This is a genomic window from Pseudoalteromonas sp. S2893 (assembly GCF_005887105.1).
Taxonomy (GTDB): domain Bacteria; phylum Pseudomonadota; class Gammaproteobacteria; order Enterobacterales; family Alteromonadaceae; genus Pseudoalteromonas; species Pseudoalteromonas atlantica.
The window spans coordinates 56,244-81,795 of sequence record NZ_PNCY01000033.1 but is presented as its reverse complement, the minus strand read 5'-3'; the positions used below and the strand labels follow the sequence as shown (position 1 = coordinate 81,795).

General features: G+C 41.8%; 24 protein-coding genes. 11 read left to right on the top strand and 13 right to left on the bottom strand.

The features are described from left to right. Positions 1-29 precede the first annotated feature (29 nt). The 10 genes from CWC04_RS15800 to CWC04_RS15755 all read right to left on the bottom strand — a co-directional run bounded on the left by CWC04_RS15800 (position 30) and on the right by CWC04_RS15755 (position 10,889). Positions 30-1,205 (bottom strand): polysaccharide lyase family 7 protein, encoded by a 1,176-nt coding sequence (locus tag CWC04_RS15800; RefSeq protein WP_138685865.1) that lies wholly within the window; start codon positions 1,203-1,205, stop codon positions 30-32. Between the two features lie 682 nt (positions 1,206-1,887). Then, positions 1,888-2,223 carry a ribonuclease E inhibitor RraB gene (gene rraB / locus CWC04_RS15795; protein ID WP_004587970.1) on the bottom strand — a complete coding sequence of 112 codons (336 nt, stop codon included), beginning with the start codon at positions 2,221-2,223 and terminating at the stop codon, positions 1,888-1,890. Next, positions 2,223-2,936, bottom strand: coding sequence for a 1-acylglycerol-3-phosphate O-acyltransferase (locus CWC04_RS15790; protein ID WP_096739122.1), 714 nt, complete (start codon positions 2,934-2,936; stop codon positions 2,223-2,225). Before CWC04_RS15790 ends, rraB begins: the two co-directional genes overlap by 1 nt. Positions 2,937-3,105: 169 nt before the next feature. Continuing rightward, positions 3,106-5,400, bottom strand: coding sequence for a DNA topoisomerase IV subunit A (parC, locus tag CWC04_RS15785; RefSeq protein WP_096041195.1), 2,295 nt, complete (start codon positions 5,398-5,400; stop codon positions 3,106-3,108). A gap of 10 nt (positions 5,401-5,410) precedes the next feature. Continuing rightward, positions 5,411-6,505 (bottom strand): PQQ-dependent sugar dehydrogenase, encoded by a 1,095-nt coding sequence (locus CWC04_RS15780; RefSeq protein ID WP_138578655.1) that lies wholly within the window; start codon positions 6,503-6,505, stop codon positions 5,411-5,413. A 30-nt stretch (positions 6,506-6,535) separates the two neighbouring features. Further along, entirely contained in the window at positions 6,536-8,425 is a 1,890-nt protein-coding gene (gene parE, locus CWC04_RS15775; RefSeq protein ID WP_055254871.1) for a DNA topoisomerase IV subunit B, read from the bottom strand. A gap of 26 nt (positions 8,426-8,451) precedes the next feature. After that, on the bottom strand, positions 8,452-9,021 hold the full coding sequence (locus CWC04_RS15770) for a YqiA/YcfP family alpha/beta fold hydrolase (protein WP_004587965.1): 570 nt from the start codon (positions 9,019-9,021) through the stop codon (positions 8,452-8,454). Then, positions 9,006-9,791 (bottom strand): metallophosphoesterase, encoded by a 786-nt coding sequence (locus tag CWC04_RS15765; protein WP_096041194.1) that lies wholly within the window; start codon positions 9,789-9,791, stop codon positions 9,006-9,008. Before CWC04_RS15765 ends, CWC04_RS15770 begins: the two co-directional genes overlap by 16 nt. Next, complete coding sequence (locus CWC04_RS15760; protein WP_024031550.1) at positions 9,778-10,236, bottom strand: DUF1249 domain-containing protein; 459 nt, start codon at positions 10,234-10,236, stop codon at positions 9,778-9,780. Before CWC04_RS15760 ends, CWC04_RS15765 begins: the two co-directional genes overlap by 14 nt. Before the next feature lie 26 nt (positions 10,237-10,262). Next, positions 10,263-10,889, bottom strand: a complete 627-nt coding sequence (locus tag CWC04_RS15755; RefSeq protein ID WP_004587962.1) for an NUDIX domain-containing protein — start codon at positions 10,887-10,889, stop codon at positions 10,263-10,265. A gap of 150 nt (positions 10,890-11,039) precedes the next feature. Between CWC04_RS15755 and tolC the strand changes: the two genes are divergently transcribed. The 3 genes from tolC (at position 11,040) to CWC04_RS15740 (ending at position 14,033) form a co-directional block, all read left to right on the top strand. Beyond that, positions 11,040-12,395 (top strand): outer membrane channel protein TolC, encoded by a 1,356-nt coding sequence (gene tolC / locus CWC04_RS15750; protein ID WP_029772380.1) that lies wholly within the window; start codon positions 11,040-11,042, stop codon positions 12,393-12,395. Between the two features lie 97 nt (positions 12,396-12,492). Continuing rightward, positions 12,493-13,422, top strand: a complete 930-nt coding sequence (lpxL, locus tag CWC04_RS15745; protein ID WP_138685864.1) for an LpxL/LpxP family Kdo(2)-lipid IV(A) lauroyl/palmitoleoyl acyltransferase — start codon at positions 12,493-12,495, stop codon at positions 13,420-13,422. A gap of 38 nt (positions 13,423-13,460) precedes the next feature. Next, positions 13,461-14,033, top strand: a complete 573-nt coding sequence (locus tag CWC04_RS15740; RefSeq protein ID WP_024031547.1) for a toxin co-regulated pilus biosynthesis Q family protein — start codon at positions 13,461-13,463, stop codon at positions 14,031-14,033. Positions 14,034-14,320: 287 nt separating this feature from the next. Here the strand turns inward: CWC04_RS15740 and glnE are convergent, their stop codons facing one another. Then, positions 14,321-17,161: a bifunctional [glutamate--ammonia ligase]-adenylyl-L-tyrosine phosphorylase/[glutamate--ammonia-ligase] adenylyltransferase gene (glnE, locus tag CWC04_RS15735; protein ID WP_138685863.1), complete on the bottom strand. Its 2,841-nt coding sequence runs from the start codon at positions 17,159-17,161 to the stop codon at positions 14,321-14,323. 78 nt (positions 17,162-17,239) lie between these two features. Between glnE and CWC04_RS15730 the strand changes: the two genes are divergently transcribed. From CWC04_RS15730 to ruvX, 6 genes are all read left to right on the top strand, one after another. Continuing rightward, positions 17,240-18,133, top strand: coding sequence for a DUF350 domain-containing protein (locus CWC04_RS15730; RefSeq protein ID WP_024031545.1), 894 nt, complete (start codon positions 17,240-17,242; stop codon positions 18,131-18,133). Positions 18,134-18,214: 81 nt separating this feature from the next. Continuing rightward, the gene (locus CWC04_RS15725) at positions 18,215-18,691 is read left to right on the top strand and encodes a hypothetical protein (RefSeq protein WP_138685862.1); all 477 of its coding nucleotides are present in this window, start codon (positions 18,215-18,217) and stop codon (positions 18,689-18,691) included. Between the two features lie 72 nt (positions 18,692-18,763). Then, positions 18,764-19,498 carry a 16S rRNA (uracil(1498)-N(3))-methyltransferase gene (gene rsmE / locus CWC04_RS15720; RefSeq protein ID WP_024031543.1) on the top strand — a complete coding sequence of 245 codons (735 nt, stop codon included), beginning with the start codon at positions 18,764-18,766 and terminating at the stop codon, positions 19,496-19,498. A gap of 75 nt (positions 19,499-19,573) precedes the next feature. Continuing rightward, positions 19,574-20,524 carry a glutathione synthase gene (gshB, locus tag CWC04_RS15715; protein ID WP_126005926.1) on the top strand — a complete coding sequence of 317 codons (951 nt, stop codon included), beginning with the start codon at positions 19,574-19,576 and terminating at the stop codon, positions 20,522-20,524. Between the two features lie 124 nt (positions 20,525-20,648). Beyond that, positions 20,649-21,206 carry a YqgE/AlgH family protein gene (locus CWC04_RS15710; protein WP_004586843.1) on the top strand — a complete coding sequence of 186 codons (558 nt, stop codon included), beginning with the start codon at positions 20,649-20,651 and terminating at the stop codon, positions 21,204-21,206. A 9-nt stretch (positions 21,207-21,215) separates the two neighbouring features. Then, entirely contained in the window at positions 21,216-21,665 is a 450-nt protein-coding gene (gene ruvX / locus CWC04_RS15705; protein ID WP_004586842.1) for a Holliday junction resolvase RuvX, read from the top strand. A 133-nt stretch (positions 21,666-21,798) separates the two neighbouring features. On the opposite strand, the gene CWC04_RS15700 is transcribed toward ruvX, so the two are convergent. Next, entirely contained in the window at positions 21,799-22,932 is a 1,134-nt protein-coding gene (locus CWC04_RS15700) for a PilT/PilU family type 4a pilus ATPase (RefSeq protein ID WP_029772387.1), read from the bottom strand. 9 nt (positions 22,933-22,941) lie between these two features. Further along, on the bottom strand, positions 22,942-23,982 hold the full coding sequence (locus CWC04_RS15695) for a type IV pilus twitching motility protein PilT (protein WP_004586840.1): 1,041 nt from the start codon (positions 23,980-23,982) through the stop codon (positions 22,942-22,944). A gap of 2 nt (positions 23,983-23,984) precedes the next feature. On the opposite strand from CWC04_RS15695, the gene CWC04_RS15690 reads away from it, so the two are divergent. Both CWC04_RS15690 and proC read left to right on the top strand, forming a co-directional pair. Continuing rightward, positions 23,985-24,698 (top strand): YggS family pyridoxal phosphate-dependent enzyme, encoded by a 714-nt coding sequence (locus CWC04_RS15690; protein ID WP_138685861.1) that lies wholly within the window; start codon positions 23,985-23,987, stop codon positions 24,696-24,698. Positions 24,699-24,715: 17 nt separating this feature from the next. Further along, the gene (proC, locus tag CWC04_RS15685; RefSeq protein WP_004586838.1) at positions 24,716-25,537 is read left to right on the top strand and encodes a pyrroline-5-carboxylate reductase; all 822 of its coding nucleotides are present in this window, start codon (positions 24,716-24,718) and stop codon (positions 25,535-25,537) included. Positions 25,538-25,552: the final 15 nt, after the last annotated feature.

Sequence of the window (25,552 nt, the reverse complement as noted above, 5' to 3'; positions counted from 1 at the left end):
TCAATTGAGTGGCCATAATAAGTCACTAATTAATTAGTTTCGCGCGTATAACTCACATTGGTCATCGTCACTTTTGACTCTGTAATGCCTAAATCCTCAAAACAGTTTTTAAACGAGTTAGAGTTTCCGGCCTCACCACATTTGTCTAATGTGTATGGGTCTTGCGATTGCAGGTAGTTACCAAACTTAAAGTATGACTGCGAATCATCCTCTACTGGTATACCGAACGAGTTACCGAATGCCGTAACCTCTACATCGCCATAGTTATTAACCACCCGCAAGTTAAATGTATCACCGCTGGTCATTGTACCCAAAGCAAATTTTTCTTCATTACCGCTGGTATTACGTAAACGTACGTACACATCAAAAATCCCGTTGTTCGCTACGCTATCATTAAAGCCCGATTCATCAGTATCCGACACATACACTTTAGATATAGTGCCGGTATCACTAGCATGGTGCTGCGATATAATTGTTTTTCCGCCATCAGACATCTCAACTTTTACCGTAGCTTCGAACACTTCATAGGTTTGAGTCATAGCAACGCGTAAACTTTCTTTAACCTTATACTCATGACGCCAGCCATTACCATTAGGCGTAATATGTTGTGCCTCTAACGGCACAAACACTAAGGTGCTATCGTCAACGAGAGGATTTGGGTTATCCCCTTCTAAATCAAAAATGCTACCACTGGTTATGCTGCTAGGTATTGTTGAACCATTTGAGTTATCGCTGCCGCCATCTGAGCCACCATCATTACTGCCGCTGCCCTCAACCAAGGCAAAATTATCAAACCTTACATCGCTGGTGTTGTTGTAATGTTTAGCAAAAACCTGAAGTGAATTGGTGTTTGCTGAGGTAAATGTTTTTGTTACTTTAGTCCACGAAGAAACATTAAAGGTTTGGTTTTTAAATAAACCATTTAAATCGTTTACACCAATTTGCCCTTTACCCAGCACATAAGCACTTAGGGTGTATTCAGTGTTAGGCTGTATATCTACCACTTGATAAACCCGTGCTGGACTGCCCTGAATTTTTAACGATTTTGCGCCACTGTAAGCATCTGAAGAAATAGCTGCTGGGTCGGTTTCGTTCCAATTACTAAAGCCACTTTCAAAGCCTGCATTATTAATTGTTGCAGCATGAGATAGCGCTGAACTTGTCGCAATTGCGCTGTAAAAAAACAGTTTTTTATGGTTAATCATTATCTTTATTCCTTTAAACCTGAATATAAAAATAACCTAACTACCTAGTTTTGTGTCAGTCACTAAAACTTAGATCACCCAGTGTAAACAGGTTTCTATTTTTGTGTATGAATAGATTTGGCAAGAACACTCGGGTTACAAAAATTAATCTAAAACCCTCAAATTGGCCTTACCAATATTAATGCCATATGGCGAGCTAAAGGCTATATTCTTTGTTACCAATATGTCAACAGAGGATGTAATAGCAAATAAGTATTAGTTTTATTAAATTTTGCATTTACACCTTATAAATAGTTATAACTATTCAGCAGGTTACATATTAGGGACAGGTTAGCAATAAATAAAAATATTTTTTCAATTTAATGAATAAGTAGTACGTCGAAATAAGCCCTATTACCAATAGGAATATGAACAAGCTTAACTTTTAATGAATAAATTAAGGATAATTAAGTTTTTTATATGAAAGATAATAATTGGTTATAACAAAAATAAAATTGGTAACACGAAAAGTGTTAAATTTTTGCCGTTAAATAAGGCAAAATAAAGGGGGGTATTAATACGCCATTACACTAAAAATGAATTAATATCTGAAAATAGGCTGCGGTTTAAAGAGTCATGTTTACTCTGTGCACAAAAAAAGCGAGCATATATAAATGCTCGCCTTTATCAACTAGCTAAAGCCTTACTCTTGAAAGTAAGTGCCCCAACCGTCGTATTCAACGTCACACTCAACAGCTAGCGCTGCAAGTTTATCAACGTCTTCCATTATAACTTCAACGTCTAGCTCAGCTTCGACTACAATATCAAAGCTCCAAATTTTGCTGCCATCTTCTAGCTCAAGCTCTGCCGGTTCTTCAACATCGTAGCCTAATTTAAAGGCAGCCAGTGCCGCTTGCTCTAATTTGCTAAAATCTTCGCATACAAAATGATGCTCAACTTCATAAAGTATTTCAGGATCAGAGCCATCTTCAAGTAGTGAACTTACAATGTCTTCACTTATTTCACGCCAGTTTTCCATTATTTATCTCTCGCTTGAGCATCTAATTCAGTTATTTTAGCAGCCATAATACTATGCACTTGGGTGGCCTGTTCACGGGCACTCACTTTTTTATCAAGTGATATAGGCGCTAACATTTCAATGTAAATTGTACCATTATCCCAGCGGTTTAGCTTAATAGTTTTATCAGTTGTGCTCATACATACCGGTACTATGGGTACATCTGCGCTTAAAGCGGTGTGAAATGCGCCGGTTTTAAATGGCAGTAAACCGCGGCCATAGCTTCTTGTGCCTTCGGGAAATACCCAAATAGATAGGCCTTTTTGTTTGATTTTTTCAGCGGCTTTTGAAATTGTACCTGCCGCTTTTGAGCGATTAGCTCTATCAATCAATATGTTGCCCGACAACCAGTAAAGTTGTCCAAAAAATGGGATCCACTTTAAGCTTTTTTTGCCTAAGCTAACGCAGTTTTCAGGCACCATAGCCGATACAGTAAATAAATCGTAATTGTTTTGATGGTTTGATAGGTAAACCGCAGGGCCAGTATTGAGCGCATCAGGGTGGCGTTTAAGGACAAGTTTAACCCCTAACATTTTAGCCATTGAGCCAAACCAGCCGGCTATCACATGCACATTATTAGGGTGAAACGGTCTCACAATCGACAATAACAACCCAAACACGCAGCTGAAAAATATAAACAGCACCATAATTAAAATACGTATAACAGCTAACAAACTTCTCTCCAAAATGTGTGTGCAATGCGCTATAAGCCACGCATATTTCACTATTATAACGTGATTTTATGACGATCACGAGACAATAGCGAACAGCTGTAAGCTGAAAAATACAGCATAAACAAAAACGGCCTGCAAAAGCAGGCCGTTAGAGGTATATATTACGGGTTTATTCTTCGACTAATGTGTCATCATTTTGCTCATCTGCCGGCGTAAACTCCACCACTGCTTCATCAACACGCTGCAGGCCTCGCGGTAACTTATTACCTCTACGCCCGCGCTCACCATGATAATGCTCCAGGTCACTCGGTTTAAGCGTTAGCTTTCGTTTACCAGCATGAAGGGTAACGCTACTGCCTTGTGGTACCACCGCCAGCACTTTGACAAACTCTTCACGTGCTTGCACTTTAGCCCCTGGTATAGAGATAATTTTATTGCCTTTACCTTTACCCAGTTTTGGTAAGTCGCGCAGTGGGAACAACAGCATGCGTCCTTCGTTCGAAATGGCCATGCAGTAATCGGTTGCTACATCGTTTACTCTGATTGGTGAGAGTAAAATTCCGCCCTTAGGCACGCTCACCAAGGCTTTACCGTTTTTATTTTTACTTACTAGGTCTTTAAAGTCAGTAATAAAACCATAACCCGCGTCAGAGGCCATAAGTAGCACTTGATTATCTTCACCCATTACCACGTGCTCAAAATTAGCTCCAGTGGTGAGGTTAAAGCGCCCAGTCATTGGCTCGCCTTGGCTACGTGCCGAAGGCAAGCTGTGTGCATCGGTTGCAAATGCACGCCCTGCTGAGTCTAAAAATACCGCAGGCTGATTACTCTTACCCTTAGCGGAGGCTTTGTATTCATCGCCAGCACGGTAATTAAGCCCTTCTACATCAATGTCATGGCCTTTACCAACACGTGCCCAGCCTTTATCAGAAAGCACGACTGTTACTGACTCTGAAGGAATTAAATCTTTTTCACTCAGTGCTTTAGCTTCTACGCGCTCAATAACAGGTGAGCGGCGATCGTCGCCATACATGTCGGCCGCTTCTTGAATTTCTTTTTTAAGAAGCGTTGACATACGACGGTCTGAGCCAAGCGTTTGCTCTAACTTGTCACGTTCTTTGGCCAGCTCATCTTGCTCGCCACGTATTTTAAACTCTTCTAGTTTTGCTAAATGACGAAGTTTTAATTCTAAAATGGCTTCGGCTTGAGTATCGGTTAAATCAAAGCGCTCCATCAACACAGGTTTTGGTTTATCTTCTGTGCGAATAATTTCAATCACTTCATCAATATTTAAAAAGGCAGCAAGTAAACCTTCTAAAATATGCAATCGTGCCAGTACTTTATCTAAACGGTGCTGTAAGCGCCTACGTACTGTTTCGCGTCTAAACGTTAGCCACTCAGATAAAATACTGCGTAGGTCTTTTACTTGCGGGCGGCCATCAAGGCCTAGCATGTTTAAGTTTACACGGTAGTTTTTTTCAAGGTCGGTGGTGGCAAATAGGTGCGCCATTAACGGCTCAGCTTTAATGCGGTTTGAACGCGGTACAATCACAATACGGGTTGGATTTTCGTGATCAGACTCATCTCGTAAATCAGCGACCATTGGCAGCTTTTTAGCATTCATTTGCGCTGCTATTTGCTCAAGCACTTTAGCCCCTGAACACTGATGCGGTAGCGCCGTAATAACAATATCGCCATGCTCTTCAGTATACACCGCGCGCATTTTAATTGAGCCTCGGCCGGTTTTGTATATTTTATGAATATCGGCTTTTGGGGTAATTATTTCAGCGTCGGTTGGATAATCAGGTGCGTGCACAAGCTCAAGTAACTCATCAAGCTCGGTTTTAGGCTTATCAAGTAATAAACAACAGGCACTGGCTACTTCACGCACATTATGTGGTGGAATATCGGTTGCCATACCTACTGCAATACCCGTTACGCCATTTAACAAAATATGCGGTAAGCGCGCCGGTAACACTAATGGCTCGTCCATAGTGCCGTCAAAGTTTGGCGTCCAATCAACGGTGCCTTGCCCTAGCTCTTTAAGTAATACCTCAGAGAACTTTGATAAGCGTGCTTCGGTATAACGCATTGCCGCAAACGATTTAGGGTCATCTGCTGCCCCCCAGTTACCTTGCCCATCGACTAATGGGTAACGGTAAGAAAACGGCTGTGCCATTAATACCATAGCCTCGTAACAGGCACTGTCGCCATGCGGGTGGTATTTACCTAATACATCACCTACCGTACGAGCCGATTTTTTATATTTAGCAGCGGCCGATAAACCCAGCTCACTCATAGCATAAATAATACGACGTTGAACCGGTTTTAAACCATCACCAACATGCGGTAATGCACGGTCCATAATTACGTACATAGAGTAATTTAAGTAGGCGTCTTCAGTAAAACGCCCCATTGTTTGTTGTTCAATTCCTTGCATTAGCAAGGTATCTGTATCACTCATTAAAGCTTACCTAGTTTTTCTTATAGCTTACGCGGTAGATCACGTTTGCGTAATCGTCGCTTATTAGCAGACTGCCGTCATTTAATTGTGCAAATGCAACTGGGCGTCCAAAGGTTGTTTCGTTATGCATAAAGCCGGTAATAAATGGCGTGTATTTAGTAATACGCCCTTGCTCTACATTAGCTACAGCCACTTTATAACCTGATTTTTTAGTACGATTCCACGAGCCATGTTCAGCAACAAATAGCTGCTCTTTGTAAGAACCCGGGAACTGTTTACCGGTATAAAAATGAATACCAAGGGGCGCAACGTGAGCACCTAGCGCAAGCGCTGGCGGGCTGTAGTCGCTAATGTTTTTACCTTTACCAAACTCAGGATCTACAATGGCACCGGCGTGAACATAAGGAAAACCAAAATGCTCGTTTTCTTTACTTACGCGATTAATTTCATCAGGTGGAATATCATCACCCATCATGTCGCGGCCGTTATCGCTAAACCATAATGCTTGCGTGCTTGGATGAAAGTCAAACCCCACTGAGTTGCGTACCCCTTGGGCTATTGTTTTAATTTGTTTTGTTTCTACATCAAGTGCAAAAATACGCCCGTAACGCTCATCTTCGGCGCATATATTACACGGAACACCAACCGGAATAATAAGCTCGCCAGTGGGTGCAAAGCGTAAAAACTTCCACCCGTGGTGACGATCCGATGGCAACGCGTTGTAAACCACGTCAAATTTAGGGTCTTTTAACTGCGTGTCTACGTTTTTAAAGCGAATAATACGGTGTACTTCACCTACGTATAAATCGCCATCTTTAATTGCTAAACCAGAGGGCATATTTAGCCCCTCAGCAATCACCATTTTTTTATCTGCTATGCCATCACTGTTATGATCGATTAACGCATACACATTTCCTGCTTTGCGCGAACCTGCGTAAACAATGCCTTTTTTTGATACTGCTATTTGGCGTGCATTTTCAACATCATCAGCAAATAAGCTTACCTCAAACCCAGGTGCTACGGTGAGTTTGTCTAGTATGTCTTTTGCCATCGCTGGGGCTGTTGTTAAGCCAAGCAATAATAAACTTCCTAGTATTTTATTCATTTGCCTCTCCAAGTGTTAAACACAAGCCTATTATACCTGTGCTTTATTACCGTGATCTTCTAGCCACTGGCGTCTGTCTGACGAGCGCTTTTTAGCAAGTAGCATATCCATCATTTCTAATGTTTGCTCTTCTTCATCTAGCGTAAGTTGCACTAAGCGGCGAGTATTTGGGTCCATTGTCGTTTCGCGCAGCTGCAGCGGGTTCATTTCGCCCAGCCCTTTAAATCGTTGCACGTTTACTTTACCGCGTTTTTTCTCTGCTTCTATGCGGGCCAAAATACCTGTTTTTTCATCTTCATCGAGGGCGTAATACACCTCTTTACCAATGTCGATTCTAAACAGCGGTGGCATAGCTACGTATACATGTCCTGTTTTAACCAGTTGCGGAAAATGACGCACAAACAAAGCACACAATAAGGTGGCAATGTGTAGTCCATCCGAGTCAGCATCGGCCAATATACAAATTTTATTATAACGCAGGCCGGTTAAATCAGTTGAGTCAGGGTCAATACCCAGCGCCACCGAAATATCATGCACCTCTTGCGAGGCTAATATTTGCCCTGATTCAACTTCCCACGTATTCAAAATTTTACCGCGCAGTGGCATTATTGCCTGAAACTCACGATCACGTGCCTGCTTAGCCGAGCCACCTGCTGAGTCACCCTCTACCAAAAATAGTTCGGTACGGTCGTTATCGGCGGCACTACAGTCGGTTAGTTTACCGGGTAACGCAGGGCCTGAGGTAACGCGTTTGCGCACTACTTTTTTAGCCGCTCGCAATCGGCGCTGTGCATTTGAAATACACAGTTCTGCAAGCAATTCTGCAGTGTCTGTGTGCTCGTTTAACCATAAGCTAAATGAGTCTTTAACCACACCCGATACAAACGCTGCACATGAGCGAGAGGAAAGCTTTTCTTTGGTTTGGCCGGCAAATTGTGGGTCTTGCATTTTTACCGATAACACATAGCTACAGCGCTCCCAAATATCATCTGGGGTAAGCTTTACGCCACGCGGTAATAAGTTTCTAAATTCACAAAATTCGCGCATTGCTTCAAGTAAGCCTTGGCGCAAACCATTTACGTGTGTACCACCTTGTGCGGTAGGAATAAGGTTTACATAGCTCTCAGCAATCGATTCGCCGCCTTCAGGTTGCCATACAACAGCCCAATCAGCCCCTTCAATCGAGCTTGAAAACTCGCCTACAAATGGGTCTTTTGGCAGTACTTCAAAGCCTTTAACAGCTTCAATTAAGTAATCCTTTAAGCCTGTTTCGTAAAACCATTCTTGAGTTTCTTTAGTTTGCTTATTAACAAACTTAATGCGCAAGCCTGGGCATAAAACCGCTTTAGCTTTTAATAGGTGGTTTAATTTAGTAATTGAAAAGTTAGCTGAGTCAAAGTAACTCGCATCGGGCCAAAATCGAACGGTTGTACCGGTGTTGCGCTTACCAACAGTGCCAATGACATTTAAGTCTTCAACTTTATCACCGTTTTCAAAGGCCATTCTAAATTGTTGAGCGTCGCGCCTTACCGTTACTTCAACACGATGCGATAACGCATTTACAACCGAAATACCTACCCCGTGTAAACCGCCCGAAAACTGATAGTTTTTGTTAGAGAATTTACCACCTGCATGCAGCTTGGTAAAAATCAGCTCCACCCCAGGAATACCTTCCTCAGGGTGAATATCTATAGGCATACCACGGCCATCGTCTATAACTTCAAGAGAGTTATCTTCGTGTAAGATCACATCAATTTTAGTGGCATGGCCCGCCATGGCTTCATCGACACTGTTATCGATAACCTCTTGGCCTAAATGATTTGGACGTACCGTGTCGGTATACATACCAGGGCGGCGTTTTACCGGCTCTAATCCATTGAGAACCTCAATGGCTTCGGCGTTATAATTTTGCTGACTCATAATTTTTATCTTTATATGCGCTTAGGCTAATTTGTTTTAGGTAATTTAAGAAACTCTACAATACTATCTAAGGTGCGTTCAAAACCAACAAAGCTGTGATCGCCACCAAACTCAACTAACTGTTTGCATTGTGAAAAATAATTTACTGCGTGTTGATAATTTAACACTTCATCTCCCGTTTGCTGCAACAAATAGAGCAGTTCGGGGGATGTTAATTTAGGCACATACAATGCTTTTAAAGCATCCATGTGGCTGGTATTTAACTCATAATGATAATCTTGATACGGATTATAATTGTGGCCAATAAGCGGCGCTAATAAGTTAAACGGTGCTACTGCTGGGTTTATTAATGCTGCTCGCAGGTTATAACGCTGCGACAAGTAGGTGGCATAAAACCCACCTAGTGAGCTCCCAAGTAACGCGGTATCTGGCGTTAATAAATGCTCAAGCTGTAAAATAGCTTGTAAGGGCTCGTGATTTAAACGCGGTACGCAATAGTCAACGTCATAGTTTGCCATAAGCTCGCCAAAGCGCACAGCTTTATATGATTTTTCAGAACTATTAAAGCCATGAATATAAATTACGCGTTTAACCATACAACATCCGTTTTAACTGTTAAAGCATTGTCCTGTGTAGTTAAATGCAACATTCGATAAGCGGGGCCGTGGTTTTCTTGCTGCCATTGCGGGCAATTTTTTGTAAATTGCACCGAACTGGCGGGCGTTGCATAAATACTCAGCTCTCTAAAAGTTTGCGTATAGTGATTATGCACATGACCGTGCAGCAACGCCGCTACATTAGCGCTATTAACTAACACGTTTAATAATTGCGGGCCGTTTTCAAGCATGTGTTTATCAAGGTAGCCATTAATAGCAAGCGGGTTGTGATGACAAAACACCACATGCTGCGATTGCGAACTTGCTAAACAATCCGCGATTTCATTTAAGTGCTCGCTAGACACCCACCCTGCAGGTGTAGGGCCTTTTGAATTTATAAGTAGCAGCTCAAATCCTTGTGCGATAATGCGTTTAGCCGACACTATTTGCCCACCACTGATGCGATTAAGCATGGCAATCTCATCATGATTGCCTGGTACCCAAAATACTGGGCAGGTCAAATCAGCGTTATTAATAAGCTCAGCAAATAATAAATAAGATTCAAAACTATGATCTTGTGTTAAATCACCACCAAATATAACCGCATCTAATGACTGCGTGGCCATGTGCGCTAATGCTTGTGCAAAATGCGCGGCGGTGTTTACGTTAAAGTACTCTGCGTTAGGGTCGGCAAATAAATGGCTATCGGTTATATGCGCAACACGCAGCGATGAGCGGTTAAAGTGATAATGCTCATCAAACCAAGCCATTGTTTATATCCCAGTTTAGTACTGCTCGGCCATGCTCTACACAGGCCACTAACCAGTCATATAAAAATGCATTAAGTTGATACTTTTCATCTTTTTGGTGCATTTTAGGATTTGGATAACCATAAGATGGCTTTATCCGTTGATGGTAATCGTGGTGAATAATTTCAGCCACTTTTGCATCTTGATAAAGCCTGACTGTTAAATACAAAGGAGAAACGCCTTTAACCATCCCTGTTAGCTGTTTGATAGAAATATCCAGTGTGTACTTAGCACTATCGTCAATGATAATGGCAAATTCACTATGACCTAATTTAACTTTACGCACACTATTAGCGCTGCGCTCTTTAGGTAATAGTTTTGAAAGACGTACGTAATTATGCTCGCAAAGCGTCATGTACTTTGGGAGGCTCTGAATATATCGTTGGGTTGCTAAAAGTGCTGTCAAAGTACCGCCGTATTAAAAAGTTAAAATTATGTCCACTTACTGCTTATTTTTTCACGATTTAACGCCAACCACTGTAAACAGATTACCGTTGCCGCGTTATCTATTTCACCGTTATTGAGGCGCGAAAGCGCATCATCAAGGCTTAAAATATGAGTTTTAATGTCTTCACCTTCGCTTTCAAGGCCATATACACCACTTTGTACTTGGCTTAAATCTGCCCGTGCTAGGTATAAATGTAAGCGCTCAGTGGTACCGCCCGGACTTGAAAGGTAAGAGAGCATAAATTCAAGGTCAGTAAGCTCAAGTCCAGCCTCTTCATAGGCTTCTTTTTTTACCACCCCTTCGTAATCGGTACTGCCATCGGTCATACCGGCAATACATTCTAGCAGCCAGGGCGAGTGTTTGCTGTTAATAGCGCCAATACGTATTTGCTCTATTAAAAGTACACTTTGCGTAGTTACATCATAAGGTAGAACAGCGATTGCATCACCCCGCTCTAGTATTTCGCGCTTTATAAGTTGCGATGTACCACCATTAAACAGGCTATGCTCAAACTCATACATATCCACCTTAAAAAAGCCATTATACAGACTTTTAACTGCTTTTAAGCTCACATCTTTATGTGTAAATTGAACCAAGCTTTTATCTGCCATATTATACATCCCGCTTATTTAAACGATTAAAGTTTGTTAATATATTCTGTTACATTTGAACATACAGTTTTACTAATTTCTTTTTTAGTTATTAAGCAAAACACGTTACCATGCTTTTAGTACAAAATTTGTCTAAGGACTGAACCTAACATGAAAAAGAACATCCTTGCAGCGCTCGTTAGTTTGTCGTGCGCATTAGGCACAACCACAGCAAGTGCTGAAGATTTAATGCAAGTTTTTGAAATTGCTACTGCTAACGATCCCACTGTTTTAAAAGCAAAAGCCCAAGCAGATGCGCAATCTTACGAGAGCGATTTAGCAATGAGTGCATTACTGCCGCAAATTGGCGTAAGCATGGGCTATGAAAAAAGCGATTCTACCTCTTTTCAAAGCGTCGGTGATTTAGCTGACCAAGTTAAAATAAACAGCGATACCGACCAATTCACGCGTGGTGTTAGTTTAAGCCAAACCTTATTCGACTTAGGCGCATGGAATACACTCGATATTGCCGAAAAACAAGCGCTGCAAGCCAATGCGCAATACGATAACGCAAAACAAAACTTAATTGTGCGCGTTGCTGAAGGCTATTTTAACGTATTAAGCGCCATTGATAACCTTGAATTTGTGCAAGCCGAAAAGCGTGCCATTGAACGCCAGTTAGAGCAAACAAAACAGCGCTACGCAGTTGGCCTTACAGCAATTACAGATGTTCACGAAGCGCAAGCACAATACGATAACTCAGTAGCACAAGAAATTATTGCCAGTAATGCCGTTGAAACCGCACGCGAGCAACTGCGCGAAATAACCGGTAAGTACCACGCAAAACTTGATTTTTTAAACACCGAAACATTTTCAACAGTAAAACCGGTTAAAAAATCGACTGACTTTGTAAAAGTAGCTGAGAACAATAATATCAGCTTACAAGTGGCTAAAGTCACGGTTGATATTGCTAAGGATCAGATCACGCTTGCTAAAGCTGGCCACTACCCAAAGCTAACACTTGATGCCAGCTACGGTGATTCTTTAACTGACCAAAATATAAATGGTTTAAGCTTTAACGACCAACCTCGTGCCGACTCAACATCTGTTGCCGTTAATTTAAGTGTTCCTCTGTACACAGGCGGCGCAACCGTAGCTGCAACTAAACAAGCCCGTGCGTTTTATGTTTCAGCCAGCCAAGATTACGAAACAAATTACCGCGCCGTAACGCGTACCGTTATTACCTCATACAACCAAGTTGTATCAGACATCGCGACTTACAAAGCTCTAGAGCAAGCCGTGGTATCAGCGCAAAGTGCGCTTAAAGCAACAGAAGCTGGCTTTGAAGTAGGCACGCGTACTATTGTTGATGTGCTTGTAAGCACGCAAAACTTGTATGATGCAAAACGTAACCTAGCTGATGTACGCTATCGTTACGTGTTATCTACGCTTCGCTTAAAGCAAGCTGCAGGTACACTAACAAGTGCCGATTTACTGGGTATTAACCAAGGCTTAAAAAAAGCCTAATAAGTTAAAGAGTAACGTTTAAAGCCAGCCATTGCTGGCTTTTTGTATTTTATAACACTAAGCGTTAAACTAGCGTTTTTATTTTAGAGAGTATTTTGTGGTCACCTCATCTCCTTTTAAAGCCTCGTTTTTAGGCCCTCGTTATTGGCTAACGTGGATTGGCGTTTTCTTTTTGTATTTGATTTCGTGGTTGCCACAAAAAATTCAGCTTAGCTTAGGTAAGTTATTGGGGCGCTTAGTACATAAATTTATGAAACGTCGTCGCCATATTGCCGAGGTTAATATAAAGCTGTGTTTTCCTGATATGAGCGAAGCCGAGCAACATCAGCTTGTGCTAAAAAACATGGAAAACACCGGAATTGCCATGGTTGAAACTGGCATGGCCTGGTGGTGGCCGCAGTGGCGCGTTAAAAAAGCGTATGGCTCTATCAAAGGATTAGAGCACTTTGAGCGCGTGCAGGCTCAAGGTAAAGGCGTATTGCTATTGGTGCCGCATATTTTGCATTTAGAAATGGCGAGTCGTGTTATGGGCACCAAATGCCAAGGGCTGGGGTTTTACCGCCCACATAACAATGCACTCATGGAATACTTTACAACCAATGGCCGCCTTCGTTCTAACGAGTATTTAATTGGACGAAAAGACGTAAAAGGCTTGTTAAAGTCACTAAAAAATAAAAAGGTGTGTTATTACCTACCCGACCAAGACTACGGCCGTAACCGCTGTGAATTTGTGCCTTTTTACGCAGTGCCAGATACAGCCACCACCACAGGTACATTACTGTTTGCAGCAAGTAAACACTGCGAAACCATGAGCCTAATTAGTCGTCGTGATGAGCACGGTAAGTACCATTTAGAAATAGTACCTGAGCTTGAAAATTTCCCAAGCGGCGATGATAAAGCAGATGTAACACGTGTAAATCAGCGCGTTGAGCAATCAATTAACGCTGCGCCTGAGCAATACATGTGGCTGCACCGCCGTTTTAAAACACGCCCTGATAAAAATACCCCTTCTTTTTATAAAAAGTAGTGGTATAAATAAATAATGATAATAAATGAGCATGAGTTATGTGGTTTTGGGTTAAGCATTTAATACTAGCAGTTGCATTAATCTTACTAGCTACCTATGTGTTAGTTGGTACGGGTCCATTGTTTGACATAAAAGAGAGTAAAAACGCAGCCGCCGAGGGGCTTTCACGCTTTTATTCGTCTATCCGTAACCAAGTTAAATCCGATAGGGAGCGCGATAAGTTTGTACTACAACTTAAAAAGCCCGAGCAAACACTTGATCGTGTTTTAGCAGAGCGCGGCAGAGCCGTTGACCCTATGCCTGCTAGCTGGACAGGAACAAGTGCACCAAGACGCTTTGAAAACGGCTCAACGTTAAAAGACGTACTTAACCAATACGCTAAAAGCGAAGGTATTCAATTATATTGGTATTTGAGTAAAGACTACGTTGTAAAAGATCATTTTAGGGTTGATAGCAGTTTTACCTCAGCGCTTTATCAAGTTGGCCGCGCAATTAATGATGACTTTGAATACGAAGTGTATACCTACCTTTGCCACAAACAGCGCGCAGCGGTGATCACTGAATTACCTTCTGAATTTGTGCGCAGCAATTGTTTAAAGCTTAATACTTAGCAGCGTAAATAAACCAAACCCATACATAATAAAAACCCAAGCCTGTGCTTGGGTTTTTAGTGTTTATGTTTCGAGGGCGTGTTGAACTTTGATGGTTAAATTTGCAGCAGCATGTTTGGTTTTTAGGCAAGACAGAGCCTATGAAGTGTGGTTATTCCACATAAATAGGCGATAACGCAGCATAAATGCCAAACATGCGCTGCCCTTCGGGTTCTGCCTAGGGGCGATAAACTCTTTGTTGCTCGGTTTTTACTTAGCCCACTAGGTTACAAACCTCGCGCCGCGATTTAATCGTCCCTAGATTGAACAAATTTCAATCCGCAAAGATCAACACGCCCTAGTTCAAATATTGCATTCCAGCATGCCGTTACACTTTCTATATCGGTTTGATACTCCTTACGCGACACCAAGCGACCTTGCTGATTTAGGCTTAAAACGTGATAACGTGAGCGATAATCAATATACGCCTGGATTAACTGCTGCTTTTGGGTTTTAGTGATACAACCAATCGCAGCAGCGTCTGTAAGTATTCTTACATTATCGGAAAACACCGTTAGCTGGCTAAACTGATTCGCGTTTTTGAGCACTAGGTATTGAGTTATAAATTCAATGTCGGTCATGGCGCCTACATCTTGTTTTAAATCAAATTGCTCAGAGTTTCCCTTAGCTAAGTGCGTGCGCATTTTTTCGCGCATTTTAAGCACATCCTGCTTAAGTGTATCTACATCGCGTGGGGCACATAATATCTCTTTACGAATTTGTGCAAAGCGCGCTCTTAGCTCATCTTGGCCTAATATAACGCGGGCGCGCACAAGCGCTTGGTGCTCCCAAGTCCATGCTTGGGTTTGCTGATAATGATTAAAGCTCTCTAAGTTAATAGCCAATAAACCAGAGGCGCCTTCAGGGCGCAGGCGTGTATCAAGCTCATACAATATGCCCGAGGCGGTACGGGTATTAAATAAATGCATTAAGCGCTGTGCAAGTTTTAAATAAAACTGTCGTGAGGTAATCGATTTATCGCCATTGGTGCTGCTATTACCGTCGTGATTATGCACAAACACAAGGTCTAAGTCGGAGTCGTAGCCTACTTCAAAGCCGCCCGTTTTACCGTACGCAATAACGGCAAAGCCTTTGTGTTCATCATCTGTATTTGGTGGCATGCCAAAGCGCTTAACCGTGTTATACCACGCTATATTAACGGCTTGGTCTACCACAGCCTCGGCAAGAGCCGTTAAGTGATCGCTTACTTTCATAACATCAATCACACCGGTTGCATCGGCAGCCGCAATACGTAATTGATGTGTTTGCTTAAACTGCCTAAGCGCTTCCATTTGTAGCTCTAGGTCGTCGTGTTCTATACGCAAAAAATATTGCCGTATTTCATCTTTATAGGCGCTCAACGGCGTAGGTTTGTAAAGCGCAGCAGGGTCTATTAGCTCATCAAGCAAAATAGGATAACGGGAAATATGCTCCCCTATCCATTTACTATGGCAACATAATAAAACAAGCTGCTTTAGCGCACCTTGGTTTTCGTAAAGCAATTCAAGGTAAGCAGTACGCGATACAATTTTATTTAAAATTTGGCATACCAAGGTAAATGTTTCACCGCTGGCATTAAAGTCACTAAGCTGTTTGAGCAATAAAGGCATTAGTTTGTCGAGAATATCTCGCCCACGATTCCCTATATTTACCTTACTCAAACGTTGTTTAAAATCATGAAGTGGCACTTGCCATTGCTCTTTTATATCGTTTAAAAAGCTAACATCACCATGATCCCAAGCACTTATAAACGCACCTTCGCAGGTATCAAGGGGAACGGTTTCCTCCCCTATCACCAATAAAAATTCATCGTGAATTTTGGCCATAACCTGCTCAATATCGCTCATGGTATGGTTAAAACTTTCAGACTCGAGTAAGTAATTTAAGCGCTCTTGATTAAGCTCATCATCGGGCAGGGTTTGTGTTTGTTGATCGTCAAACATTTGCAAGTATTGCTCTACTTTACGCAAGTGTAAGTAGTTGCGCTTTAGCTCATTCGCTTCTTGCTCATCCATCGCTTGGTTTAACGTTAACTGCTCTAAGGCATACAGTAACGATTGGGTTTGTAAGTTAGCTTCTCGCCCACCACGGACCATTTGTAAAGCTTGTACAATAAATTCAACCTCGCGAATGCCACCAGCACCTAGTTTTATATTGTTGGTCAGGCGTTTTCGGCGAACCTCTTGGGCTATCATAAGCTTCATTTTTCTCAGCGATTCGATCACCGAAAAATCAATATATCGACGATAAACAAAGGGCTTTAAAAGTTGAATAAATTCATCCCAATATTGATTGGGTGTGCCAATTAGCCGCCCTTTTAACATGGCGTAACGCTCCCAATCGCGCCCTTGCTCCTGGTAGTAATCTTCTATGGCGTGAAAGCTCATCACTAAAGGCCCACTTTCACCAAATGGGCGCAAGCGCATATCAACCCTAAATACTTGGCCATCACCGGTTACTTGATTAAGTGCATTAATCAGTTTTTGCGCTACTTTGGTGTAAAACACTTGGGCTTCAATACGTTTACGCCCACCTTGGGTCGGTACATTGCGCGGGTAGGCAAAAATCAAATCTATATCTGATGAATAATTAAGCTCGTGGCCGCCCAATTTACCCATGCCTAAAACCATTAAAGGCAAAGAGTTACCTTGCTCATCTAATGGCTCCCCTGCTGTTTTTGCCGTTTGCGCATGGGCCCATCTATTTGCGCTATTAATAAGCATATCAGCTAATAGGCTTATGTATTTTATGCTGTCACTGATTGGGTTATCGCAACACAAATCGAGGTACGCTACTTTTAACCAGTATTTTTCTCGATACTGTCTTAAAATCCTATTGCACTGGTTTTCATCTACCTGCTGTAAGTCAAGGCCGTCGAATGGCGCGGGAACATCTCGGCTAAATTGCTCATCGGGGTTTATTAACCAGTCTTTTAATTGAGGTTGCGACTCTAAACTGCGAAAAGCAAAGTCGCTCAAAGCACATAATTTTACAACTTCTTCTTGTATAGGTTGCTGCGGATACAGCTGTGCAAAGCGTGTTGAGCCAAGTTTTTGTAATTGAATAGGAAGTTGCATTTTGTTACTCATCAATCCTCTCTTTTATATATGCGCTAACCATACTAGAATAACTAAAACCAAGAAAGGTTATCTCTACTTAGGATCAGCATGTCATATTTATCATTATCTAACACTAGTTTAGTTGCGATTGCCATTAGTTTTGCGGTTATATGCATTACTATTTTTAGTCTTAGAATTGTCGCTCAAATAAAAGCAAAACAGGCACTTAAAGATGAACTAGCGCAGCATGATAATTTTGCAATGGGGATTAGTTTCGCCTCAGAAATTACCGTGGTTATTGCCACTATGGCGTTTTTATTTGATGAAATAAGTATGAGTACGGCACAACATAATCCATTAAAAGTGGTTATTTTAATTGTTCTATTATTTACATTTATAAAAGCCGGACATTTAATTCATAGAAAGTGGATATTACATAGATTTAATGAAGAAGCTGCTATATTAAAGCAAAATGTATGCGCTGCATTGGTTGATTCTGGTATGTTATTAGCCAACTGTATTATTGCACTTGGCTTGTATACCTGGACTCACGCACAAGGGTTTAGTAACTTACTTATTGCTTTTGTTAGCTTTTTTACGCTACAAGGGATGTTTGCACTAGATAGTAAAATCCGTGAATACCGCTTCGCTAAAGCAAACCAAGGTGCCTCACTGCAAAGTAACTTTAACCTTGAAAACACCTCTATTGGCATTAGATACGCAGGAAAATCAATAGGTTTAGCCCTAGCCGTGTATGCAGGATTATCTAGTGCGGCTTTTCAAAATGGAAAAATGGTCGAAAATATATTTACACTGGTAATGCATTGCGGTGTAATGTGGGTGTTACTATATTGTTTAAGTTTTGTAATAAAAGCCATTTCATTACCCAATATTGATGCCGCCTTAGAGGTCGACCATCAGGACAATATAGGCATAGCATGCATTGAGTTTGCTGTTTTTTGTGCTATAGGCTATTTACTTATTAGCATGTTTTCACTTTAACGCCACGCTATTAAATAAGTCGCCAAGCGCCCCGTATTTAGTTAACTGGCATAACACATTTGCATAAAGCAACGGGGCCCTATGTCATTTGAAGTAACTAACTATTTGTTAATTGATATAGATAACGAATTTAGTCGTACATTTGCCGAGTATTATTTTAAGCACGCGGCACCCAATACACCCAGCACCTTAATAGTTGCAGGCAGTAACACCCGTAAGCTAGTAAAAATGATGTTTGACGAACTCATTAAAGACTATTGCTATTGCGACCTAGAAAACGAAATTAGCGTATCTGAACTGGCCACTTACCTGCACGAGCACCACGATATTCAGGGCGTATTATTTAATAACACCGACTATCTACTTGCCGACGACAAACAACGTTTTATATATAACTCCCTGCATGAAAAACGCTACGTAGTTAGCTTTGACGACAACGGCTATATATTTAATCGTATTACTGACGAAGGCTTTAAAAATCACTTATCGTGCGATACCGATATTGCCGAAACACCTAAAGATTTAATCGCACTTGCCAAGGCACTTAAACAAAAATAAATAATTGCGTACAACGCCCTGCTTACTTACCATAGCGCTATACACCTTTACGCTATAAAATAAGTGACCCCCATGCGAGTACCTCATATTTATCAGGCATCGAGTATTGCCTTAAACACCCCGGTTTCTTTAAACGACGATGCAGCGGGCCATATTGGCCGCGTATTGCGCATGAAAGTAGGCGAACATGTGTCTATTTTTAATGGCGAAGGCGGTGAATACTTCAGTGAAATTATTGAGGTAACTAAAAAATCAGTTGTTGTTATGCCACAACGTTTTGATGAGCATGATGTCGAGTCGCCGCTTAAAATTCATTTAGGGCAATGCGTATCACGTGGCGACAAAATGGACTTTACCATCCAAAAATCTGTTGAACTTGGCATTAGCGAAATCACCCCTATTTTTAGTCAGCGCTGTGGCGTTAAACTCAGTGGCGACCGGTTAGAAAAAAAACACCAACAATGGCAAAAAATTGCAATTTCAGCCGCCGAACAATCGGGGCGTAACTTTGTGCCAGTTGTTCACACACCGGTTGATTTAAAGCAATGGCTTGAACAACAAACAGACGCCATTAAGCTCACTTTGCACCCTCGTGCCGAGCACAGCATTAAAACAATAACCGTTCCAAGCGCCGGTGTACGCTTTTTAGTAGGCCCTGAAGGCGGCTTTACTGATGAAGAAATGCTGCAAACTAAAGATCAGCACTTTGTTGATATTCGCTTAGGGCCGCGCGTTTTACGAACAGAAACGGCCGCTTTAACGGTCTTAAGCGCATTACAATTACAATTTGGCGATTTAGCTAATTGAAATAGCTCAATGGCACCCTCATATTAAAACTATTAGCACTCTAGTAGTCATTATAATTAGATTAAGGCACAGCGCATGGCGATAAAGTTAGGTATTATTTCTGATCCTATTAGTGGATTTAACATCAAAAAAGACACCGGTTTTGCAATGATGATGCAAGCGCAAAAACGTGGCTACGAAATTTACTACATGGAGATGGATGACTTATCGCTTCGCCAAGGTAAATCGTATGCAACCGCAGCAAAAGCGCAGGTATTTAACAACACCGAAAAGTGGTACGAACTTGAAGAAAAAGCCACAATCGCGCTTGCCGACCTAGACGTTATTTTAATGCGAAAAGATCCGCCGTTCGATACGGAGTACATCTACGCAACTTATATCTTAGAGCGTGCAGAGCAAGAAGGTACATTAATTATTAATAAACCACAAAGCCTGCGCGATGCTAACGAAAAGCTATTTACAGCGTGGTTTAGCGAACATACGCCAGATACGCTAGTAACACGCAGCCAAGCTCAAATACGCGCGTTTTTAGCTGAGCATAAAGACATTATTTTAAAACCACTTGATGGCATGGGCGGCGCATCTATTTTTCGTATTAAAGAAGATGATGCAAACATTGGCGTTATTTGCGAAACCTTAACTGAGCATGGTAGTCGCTTTGCCATGGTGCAAAATTACATTCCAGAGATCAAACAAGGTGATAAACGCGTATTGGTTGTTGATGGTGAAGTTATTCCGTATTGTTTAGCGCGTATTCCACAAAATGGTGAAACCCGCGGTAACTTAGCTGCAGGTGGCCGTGGTGAAGCCCGCCCCCTTAGCGAGTCAGACCTTAAAATAGCTCAAGCAGTTGCCCCTACGCTTAAAGAAAAAGGGTTAGTGTTTGTAGGGTTAGATATTATTGGCGACAAGCTCACCGAAATTAACGTAACAGCACCAACCTGCGTACGTGAAATTGAAGCCGCTTACGATATATCTATTACCGGTATTTTGTTTGACGCAATTGAGCGTAAGCTCGCTAAATAAACACCATTTAAAAGTCCATTAATTTAAGTATTTCATACAATTAATGGACTTTTTATACGCTACGTATATATCTATGCCATACTCAAAGTTCAATAAGTATTCATAAACTAAAAGGGTGAAATCTATGCAATCATTAGAAAATCATTTTTTAATCGCTATGCCGTCGATGCAAGACCCTTTTTTTAAACGTGCCGTTACCTATATTTGTGAGCACAATGAAGATGGGGCTATGGGATTGGTGATCAACCAGCCTATTGATGTGACCGTTGGTGAGCTTTTAGATAAAATAGAAATAGACAACGACAAAACCCAACAAGCCGCGCAAGTCTCTGTGTTTGCAGGTGGTCCGGTTAAAACCGACCGAGGTTTTGTACTTCATTCACCTCAGCCAGGTTACTCTGCAAGCCAAAAGCTTAGCAGTGATATAATGATCACCACATCAAAAGACGTACTTGCCAACCTAACCACCGCCCACGCACCTGAGCAATTTATTATTACGCTTGGTTATTCGGGCTGGGAGCAAGGACAACTTGAGAAAGAGCTTTTAGATAACAGTTGGTTGATCATTAAAGCCGATCCGAAGATCATTTTTGATACGCCGGTAGAAAAACGCTGGGAAAAAGCAGTTTCAATGCTAGGCTTTGATGTTAGCCAACTTTGCAGCGAAGCTGGACACGCTTAAAGAACGATAATGACGAAAAAAAACCTTAAGCCGCAAGGCCAGCGCACCGTAATGGGCTTTGACTTTGGCACCAAAAGCATTGGTATTGCCATAGGACAAGAACTGACAGGCAGTGCGTCTAGCCTAAAAGCGGTAAAAGCCCAAGATGGTATTCCTAATTGGGATCATATTGCGGTTCAAGTTAAAGAGTGGCAACCCGACTTAATGGTCGTCGGGTTACCCCTTAATATGGATGGTACTTCGCAAGAGGTAACCTTTAAGGCTAAAAAGTTTGCTAACCGCTTGCACAATCATTACGGCATACCGGTGCAAACACAAGATGAGCGACTCACAACCGCCGATGCAAAAGCGCGTTTATTTGAGCACGGTGGTTATAAAAATTTAGGGAAAGGAAATGTCGATAATATGTCGGCAGTGATTATTTTAGAGAGTTTTTTTGAAGCCAGTTATGGTGAATAAATAATGCCGACTCCTTTAATTACGTAATCTATTTTAAAGGTCGAAAAACACCGCAGTGGTATAAAACGTTATAAGTAATTTTATCCATAAAAAAAGCGCCCAGCGGCGCTTTTTTTATGGATAAAATACAGTGTTAATTGCTGTTTTTATCATCTAGTCCATCTATGGTTACACCTTGTAAAAATCCTGCACCTTGTTGCTCGTTATTGCGCAGCTTAATCATTAAGCGTAAATCGTTTGGCGAATCAGCATGATGCAGTGCATCGGCGTAATTAATACGTTGCTGTTTGTATAGCTCAAATAAGGCTTGGTCAAAGGTTTGCATACCCATTTCTTTAGATTTAGACATGGCCTCTTTTATGCCACCAATATCCCCATTTTTAATTAGCTCTGCCACCATGGGTGAGTTTAATAATATTTCAATCGCGGCTACACGCCCTTCCCCATCAGAAGTGGGAATAAGTTGCTGTGCAACAATGGCGCGTAAATTTAGCGCTAAGTCATACTTAAGCTTGTCGTGTTTTTCTTTAGGCACTAAGTGCATAATACGGTCAATGGCTTGGTTGGCATTATTAGCATGCAATGTAGCCACACATAAGTGACCCGTTTCGGCAAAGCTCAGTGCGTATTCCATGGTTTCTTGCGAGCGTATTTCACCAATTAAAATAACATCGGGAGCTTGGCGTAAAGAGCTTTTAAGTGCCGATTCAAAGCTGTCGGTATCAAGCCCTACTTCGCGCTGAGTAATAATACTTTTACGGTGCTCGTGTACAAACTCAATCGGATCTTCAATGGTGAGTATATGGCCACGCTGATGACGATTTCTGTAGCCAATTAAGGCAGCCAGTGAAGTTGATTTACCCGTGCCAGTACCACCAACAAACAGCACTAACCCGCGTTTTGACATAATCACATCGGTAAGGGTAGAGGGCAGCCCTAAATCACTTATATCAGGTATTTGCGTTACAATGCGGCGAATAACCATACCCGCTCTATCGCGCTGCCAAAAAGCCGATATACGAAAACGCCCTTCGTCTGTGGCTATCGCAAAGTTACACTCTTTAGTGGTATGAAACTCGTTTTTTTGTTTATCGCTCATCGCTGACTCTACAAGCGCAAGCGATTGCTCATCACTTAACTTATCGTCGCTAAGAGCGATAAGCTCACCATTAATTTTTGCACTGACTGGTAATTGGCTAGAGACAAATAAATCCGAGCCTTTTTTATCAATCATTATGTGTAAAAAGTGATTTAAAGATAAATTCATAATATGTCCTTAGCCACCAAACTGGGTTTTATCTTGGGCTTTTTCTTTTGCGGCTGCGGTTGTCACAATGCCGTGATTAACTAAATTATTTAAACATTGATCCATGGTTTGCATACCGTGTGATGCACCCGTTTGAATAGATGAATACATTTGTGCAATTTTATCTTCACGAATTAAGTTACGAATCGCCGGTACACCAATCATAATTTCGTGCGCGGCCACGCGTCCACCGCCAATTTTTTTAAGCAGTGTTTGCGAAATAACGGCACGCAGTGACTCAGAAAGCATTGAGCGCACCATATCTTTTTCTTCACCTGGGAATACATCAATAATACGGTCAATCGTTTTTGGTGCCGAGGTGGTATGTAGCGTACCAAACACTAAGTGGCCGGTTTCTGCGGCGGTCATCGCAAGGCGAATGGTTTCTAAGTCACGTAACTCACCAACGAGTATTACATCCGGGTCTTCACGCAGCGCGCTGCGCAGTGCATTAGAGAAGCTATGCGTATCTCGGTGTACTTCACGTTGGTTAATAAGACTGAGTTTATTATCGTGTACAAATTCGATAGGATCTTCAATGGTGAGGATATGGTGATGTTTTGTTTGATTTATATAATCGACCATAGCCGCAAGCGTTGTTGATTTACCCGAACCAGTAGGGCCGGTAACCAATACTAAACCACGCGGGTTATCTGATATTGTTTTAAAAATATCTGGCGCACCTAAATCCTCAAGCGTCAGTACATCGCTAGGGATGGTACGAAACACCGCTGCAGGGCCGCGGTTTGAGTTAAATGCGTTAACACGAAATCGTGCAAGGTTAGGCACTTCAAACGAAAAATCCACTTCTAGATTTTGTTCGTAGTCCTTGCGCTGATTATCGTTCATAATGTCGTAAACAAGGCTGTTTACATCTTTGTCTGCAAGTGCAGGTATATTAATGCGGCGAACATCACCATCTACGCGTATCATAGGTGAAACACCTGACGATAAGTGTAAATCAGATGCTTTGTGTTGCACACTAAACGCTAATAATTCGGTAATATCCATTTATGACTCCACAACTAACTGATAAATATATGGTTACAATAGCAGAACGACTCACATCCGCCTACGCTAGAATTGCCAGCGCGGCTAAAAATGCTAAGCGTAGTAGCGATACTATTACGCTGCTAGCAGTATCAAAAACAAAACCAAGCGACGATATTATTGCTGCCTACGAGCATGGCCAGCGCCAATTTGGTGAGTCTTATGTTCAAGAGGCTGTAGATAAAATAGCTCAACTACACACATTTAGCGACATCATTTGGCATTTCATTGGCCCTATTCAGTCAAATAAAAGCGCCCTTGTTGCTGCACATTTTGATTGGGTACAAAGCGTAGATAGAATAAAAATAGCTAAGCGTTTAAACAGTCAACGCCCAGAAAACCTAGCGCCTTTAAATGTGCTTATTCAAGTAAATATAAGCGCCGAGGAGGCAAAGTCGGGCTGCAGCGTAGAGCAAATCCCCGAACTAGCTGAGTTTATTGACCAATGTGAGCAACTCACTTTGCGTGGTTTAATGGCTATTCCGGCTAAAAGCGACGATCCGAGTGAGCAAAGTCAATCTTTTGAGCAATTACAAACTTGCTTTGATAAACTAAGGGCCCAATATCCTCATATAGATACGTTGTCGATGGGGATGAGCAATGATGTTGAAGCCGCCATTAGCGCAGGTTCAACCATGGTGAGGATCGGCACAGATATTTTTGGAACTCGAACTTAAAAGGTGATAACAGACATATGTCAGATAAAACAATCGCATTTATAGGCACAGGTAACATGAGCTACGCCATTATTGGTGGCATGGTAAAAAACGGTTTTAATGCAAACAACATCATTGCTACAAACCGCAACCAAGAAAAGCTTGCCAAGGTAGCAGACGATTTCAAGGTGAAAACCACCAGCGACAATAACGAAGCCTTACGCGATGCTGATGTCATTGTATTGTCTGTTAAACCACAAATGATGGGCGATTTATGTAAATCGTTTCAAGAATCGGGTATCGACTTTAGTGATAAACTGTTTATTTCGGTAGCGGCTGGCTTAACCGTTAAGCGTTTACGCGAAATGCTTGGCCAAAACGTTAAGATGGTACGTTGTATGCCAAACACGCCATCGCTACTAGGGCGTGGTGTATCGGGTTTATTTGGCGCAGATGAAACAGCCGAAGAGCACGACTTTGTACAACAAGTATTTGAGTGCACAGGTATTGTTGTTTGGGTAGAGCAAGAGTCACAAATTAACGATGTCATTGCTGTGACAGGTTCATCGCCCGCTTACTTTTTCTTATTTATGGAAGCCATTGAAGAAAAAGCGAAAGCACTTGGTTTTAACGATGAAGATGCGCGCCGCTTAGTACAGCAAACTGCGCTAGGTGCAGCCGAAATGGCATTGAGCCAACCAGAGATAAGCATTTCGCAATTACGCGCTAATGTAACTTCTAAAGGCGGCACCACCCATGCTGCGGTTGAGCATTTAAAAGGCGAAGGCCTAGTGCAAACAGTTAGCGATGCAATGGATGCGTGTATTGCGCGTGCAATGCAAATGGAAAAAGAACTTTAAAATTACTTTTTATTG

What these genes read in the sequence shown, in the direction of transcription:
- CWC04_RS15765 (WP_096041194.1), bottom strand. Translation starts at nt 9,791, where the DNA reads ATGGCTTGGTTTGATGAGCATTATCACTTTAACCGCTCATCGCTGCGT.
- proC (WP_004586838.1), top strand. Translation starts at nt 24,716, where the DNA reads ATGTCAGATAAAACAATCGCATTTATAGGCACAGGTAACATGAGCTAC.
- CWC04_RS15700 (WP_029772387.1), bottom strand. Translation starts at nt 22,932, where the DNA reads ATGAATTTATCTTTAAATCACTTTTTACACATAATGATTGATAAAAAA.
- CWC04_RS15690 (WP_138685861.1), top strand. Translation starts at nt 23,985, where the DNA reads ATGACTCCACAACTAACTGATAAATATATGGTTACAATAGCAGAACGA.
- CWC04_RS15770 (WP_004587965.1), bottom strand. Translation starts at nt 9,021, where the DNA reads ATGGTTAAACGCGTAATTTATATTCATGGCTTTAATAGTTCTGAAAAA.
- CWC04_RS15730 (WP_024031545.1), top strand. Translation starts at nt 17,240, where the DNA reads ATGTCATATTTATCATTATCTAACACTAGTTTAGTTGCGATTGCCATT.
- CWC04_RS15740 (WP_024031547.1), top strand. Translation starts at nt 13,461, where the DNA reads ATGTGGTTTTGGGTTAAGCATTTAATACTAGCAGTTGCATTAATCTTA.
- parE (WP_055254871.1), bottom strand. Translation starts at nt 8,425, where the DNA reads ATGAGTCAGCAAAATTATAACGCCGAAGCCATTGAGGTTCTCAATGGA.
- glnE (WP_138685863.1), bottom strand. Translation starts at nt 17,161, where the DNA reads ATGAGTAACAAAATGCAACTTCCTATTCAATTACAAAAACTTGGCTCA.
- rsmE (WP_024031543.1), top strand. Translation starts at nt 18,764, where the DNA reads ATGCGAGTACCTCATATTTATCAGGCATCGAGTATTGCCTTAAACACC.
- CWC04_RS15725 (WP_138685862.1), top strand. Translation starts at nt 18,215, where the DNA reads ATGTCATTTGAAGTAACTAACTATTTGTTAATTGATATAGATAACGAA.
- parC (WP_096041195.1), bottom strand. Translation starts at nt 5,400, where the DNA reads ATGAGTGATACAGATACCTTGCTAATGCAAGGAATTGAACAACAAACA.
- ruvX (WP_004586842.1), top strand. Translation starts at nt 21,216, where the DNA reads ATGACGAAAAAAAACCTTAAGCCGCAAGGCCAGCGCACCGTAATGGGC.
- gshB (WP_126005926.1), top strand. Translation starts at nt 19,574, where the DNA reads ATGGCGATAAAGTTAGGTATTATTTCTGATCCTATTAGTGGATTTAAC.
- tolC (WP_029772380.1), top strand. Translation starts at nt 11,040, where the DNA reads ATGAAAAAGAACATCCTTGCAGCGCTCGTTAGTTTGTCGTGCGCATTA.
- CWC04_RS15780 (WP_138578655.1), bottom strand. Translation starts at nt 6,505, where the DNA reads ATGAATAAAATACTAGGAAGTTTATTATTGCTTGGCTTAACAACAGCC.
- CWC04_RS15755 (WP_004587962.1), bottom strand. Translation starts at nt 10,889, where the DNA reads ATGGCAGATAAAAGCTTGGTTCAATTTACACATAAAGATGTGAGCTTA.
- CWC04_RS15695 (WP_004586840.1), bottom strand. Translation starts at nt 23,982, where the DNA reads ATGGATATTACCGAATTATTAGCGTTTAGTGTGCAACACAAAGCATCT.
- rraB (WP_004587970.1), bottom strand. Translation starts at nt 2,223, where the DNA reads ATGGAAAACTGGCGTGAAATAAGTGAAGACATTGTAAGTTCACTACTT.
- CWC04_RS15800 (WP_138685865.1), bottom strand. Translation starts at nt 1,205, where the DNA reads ATGATTAACCATAAAAAACTGTTTTTTTACAGCGCAATTGCGACAAGT.
- CWC04_RS15710 (WP_004586843.1), top strand. Translation starts at nt 20,649, where the DNA reads ATGCAATCATTAGAAAATCATTTTTTAATCGCTATGCCGTCGATGCAA.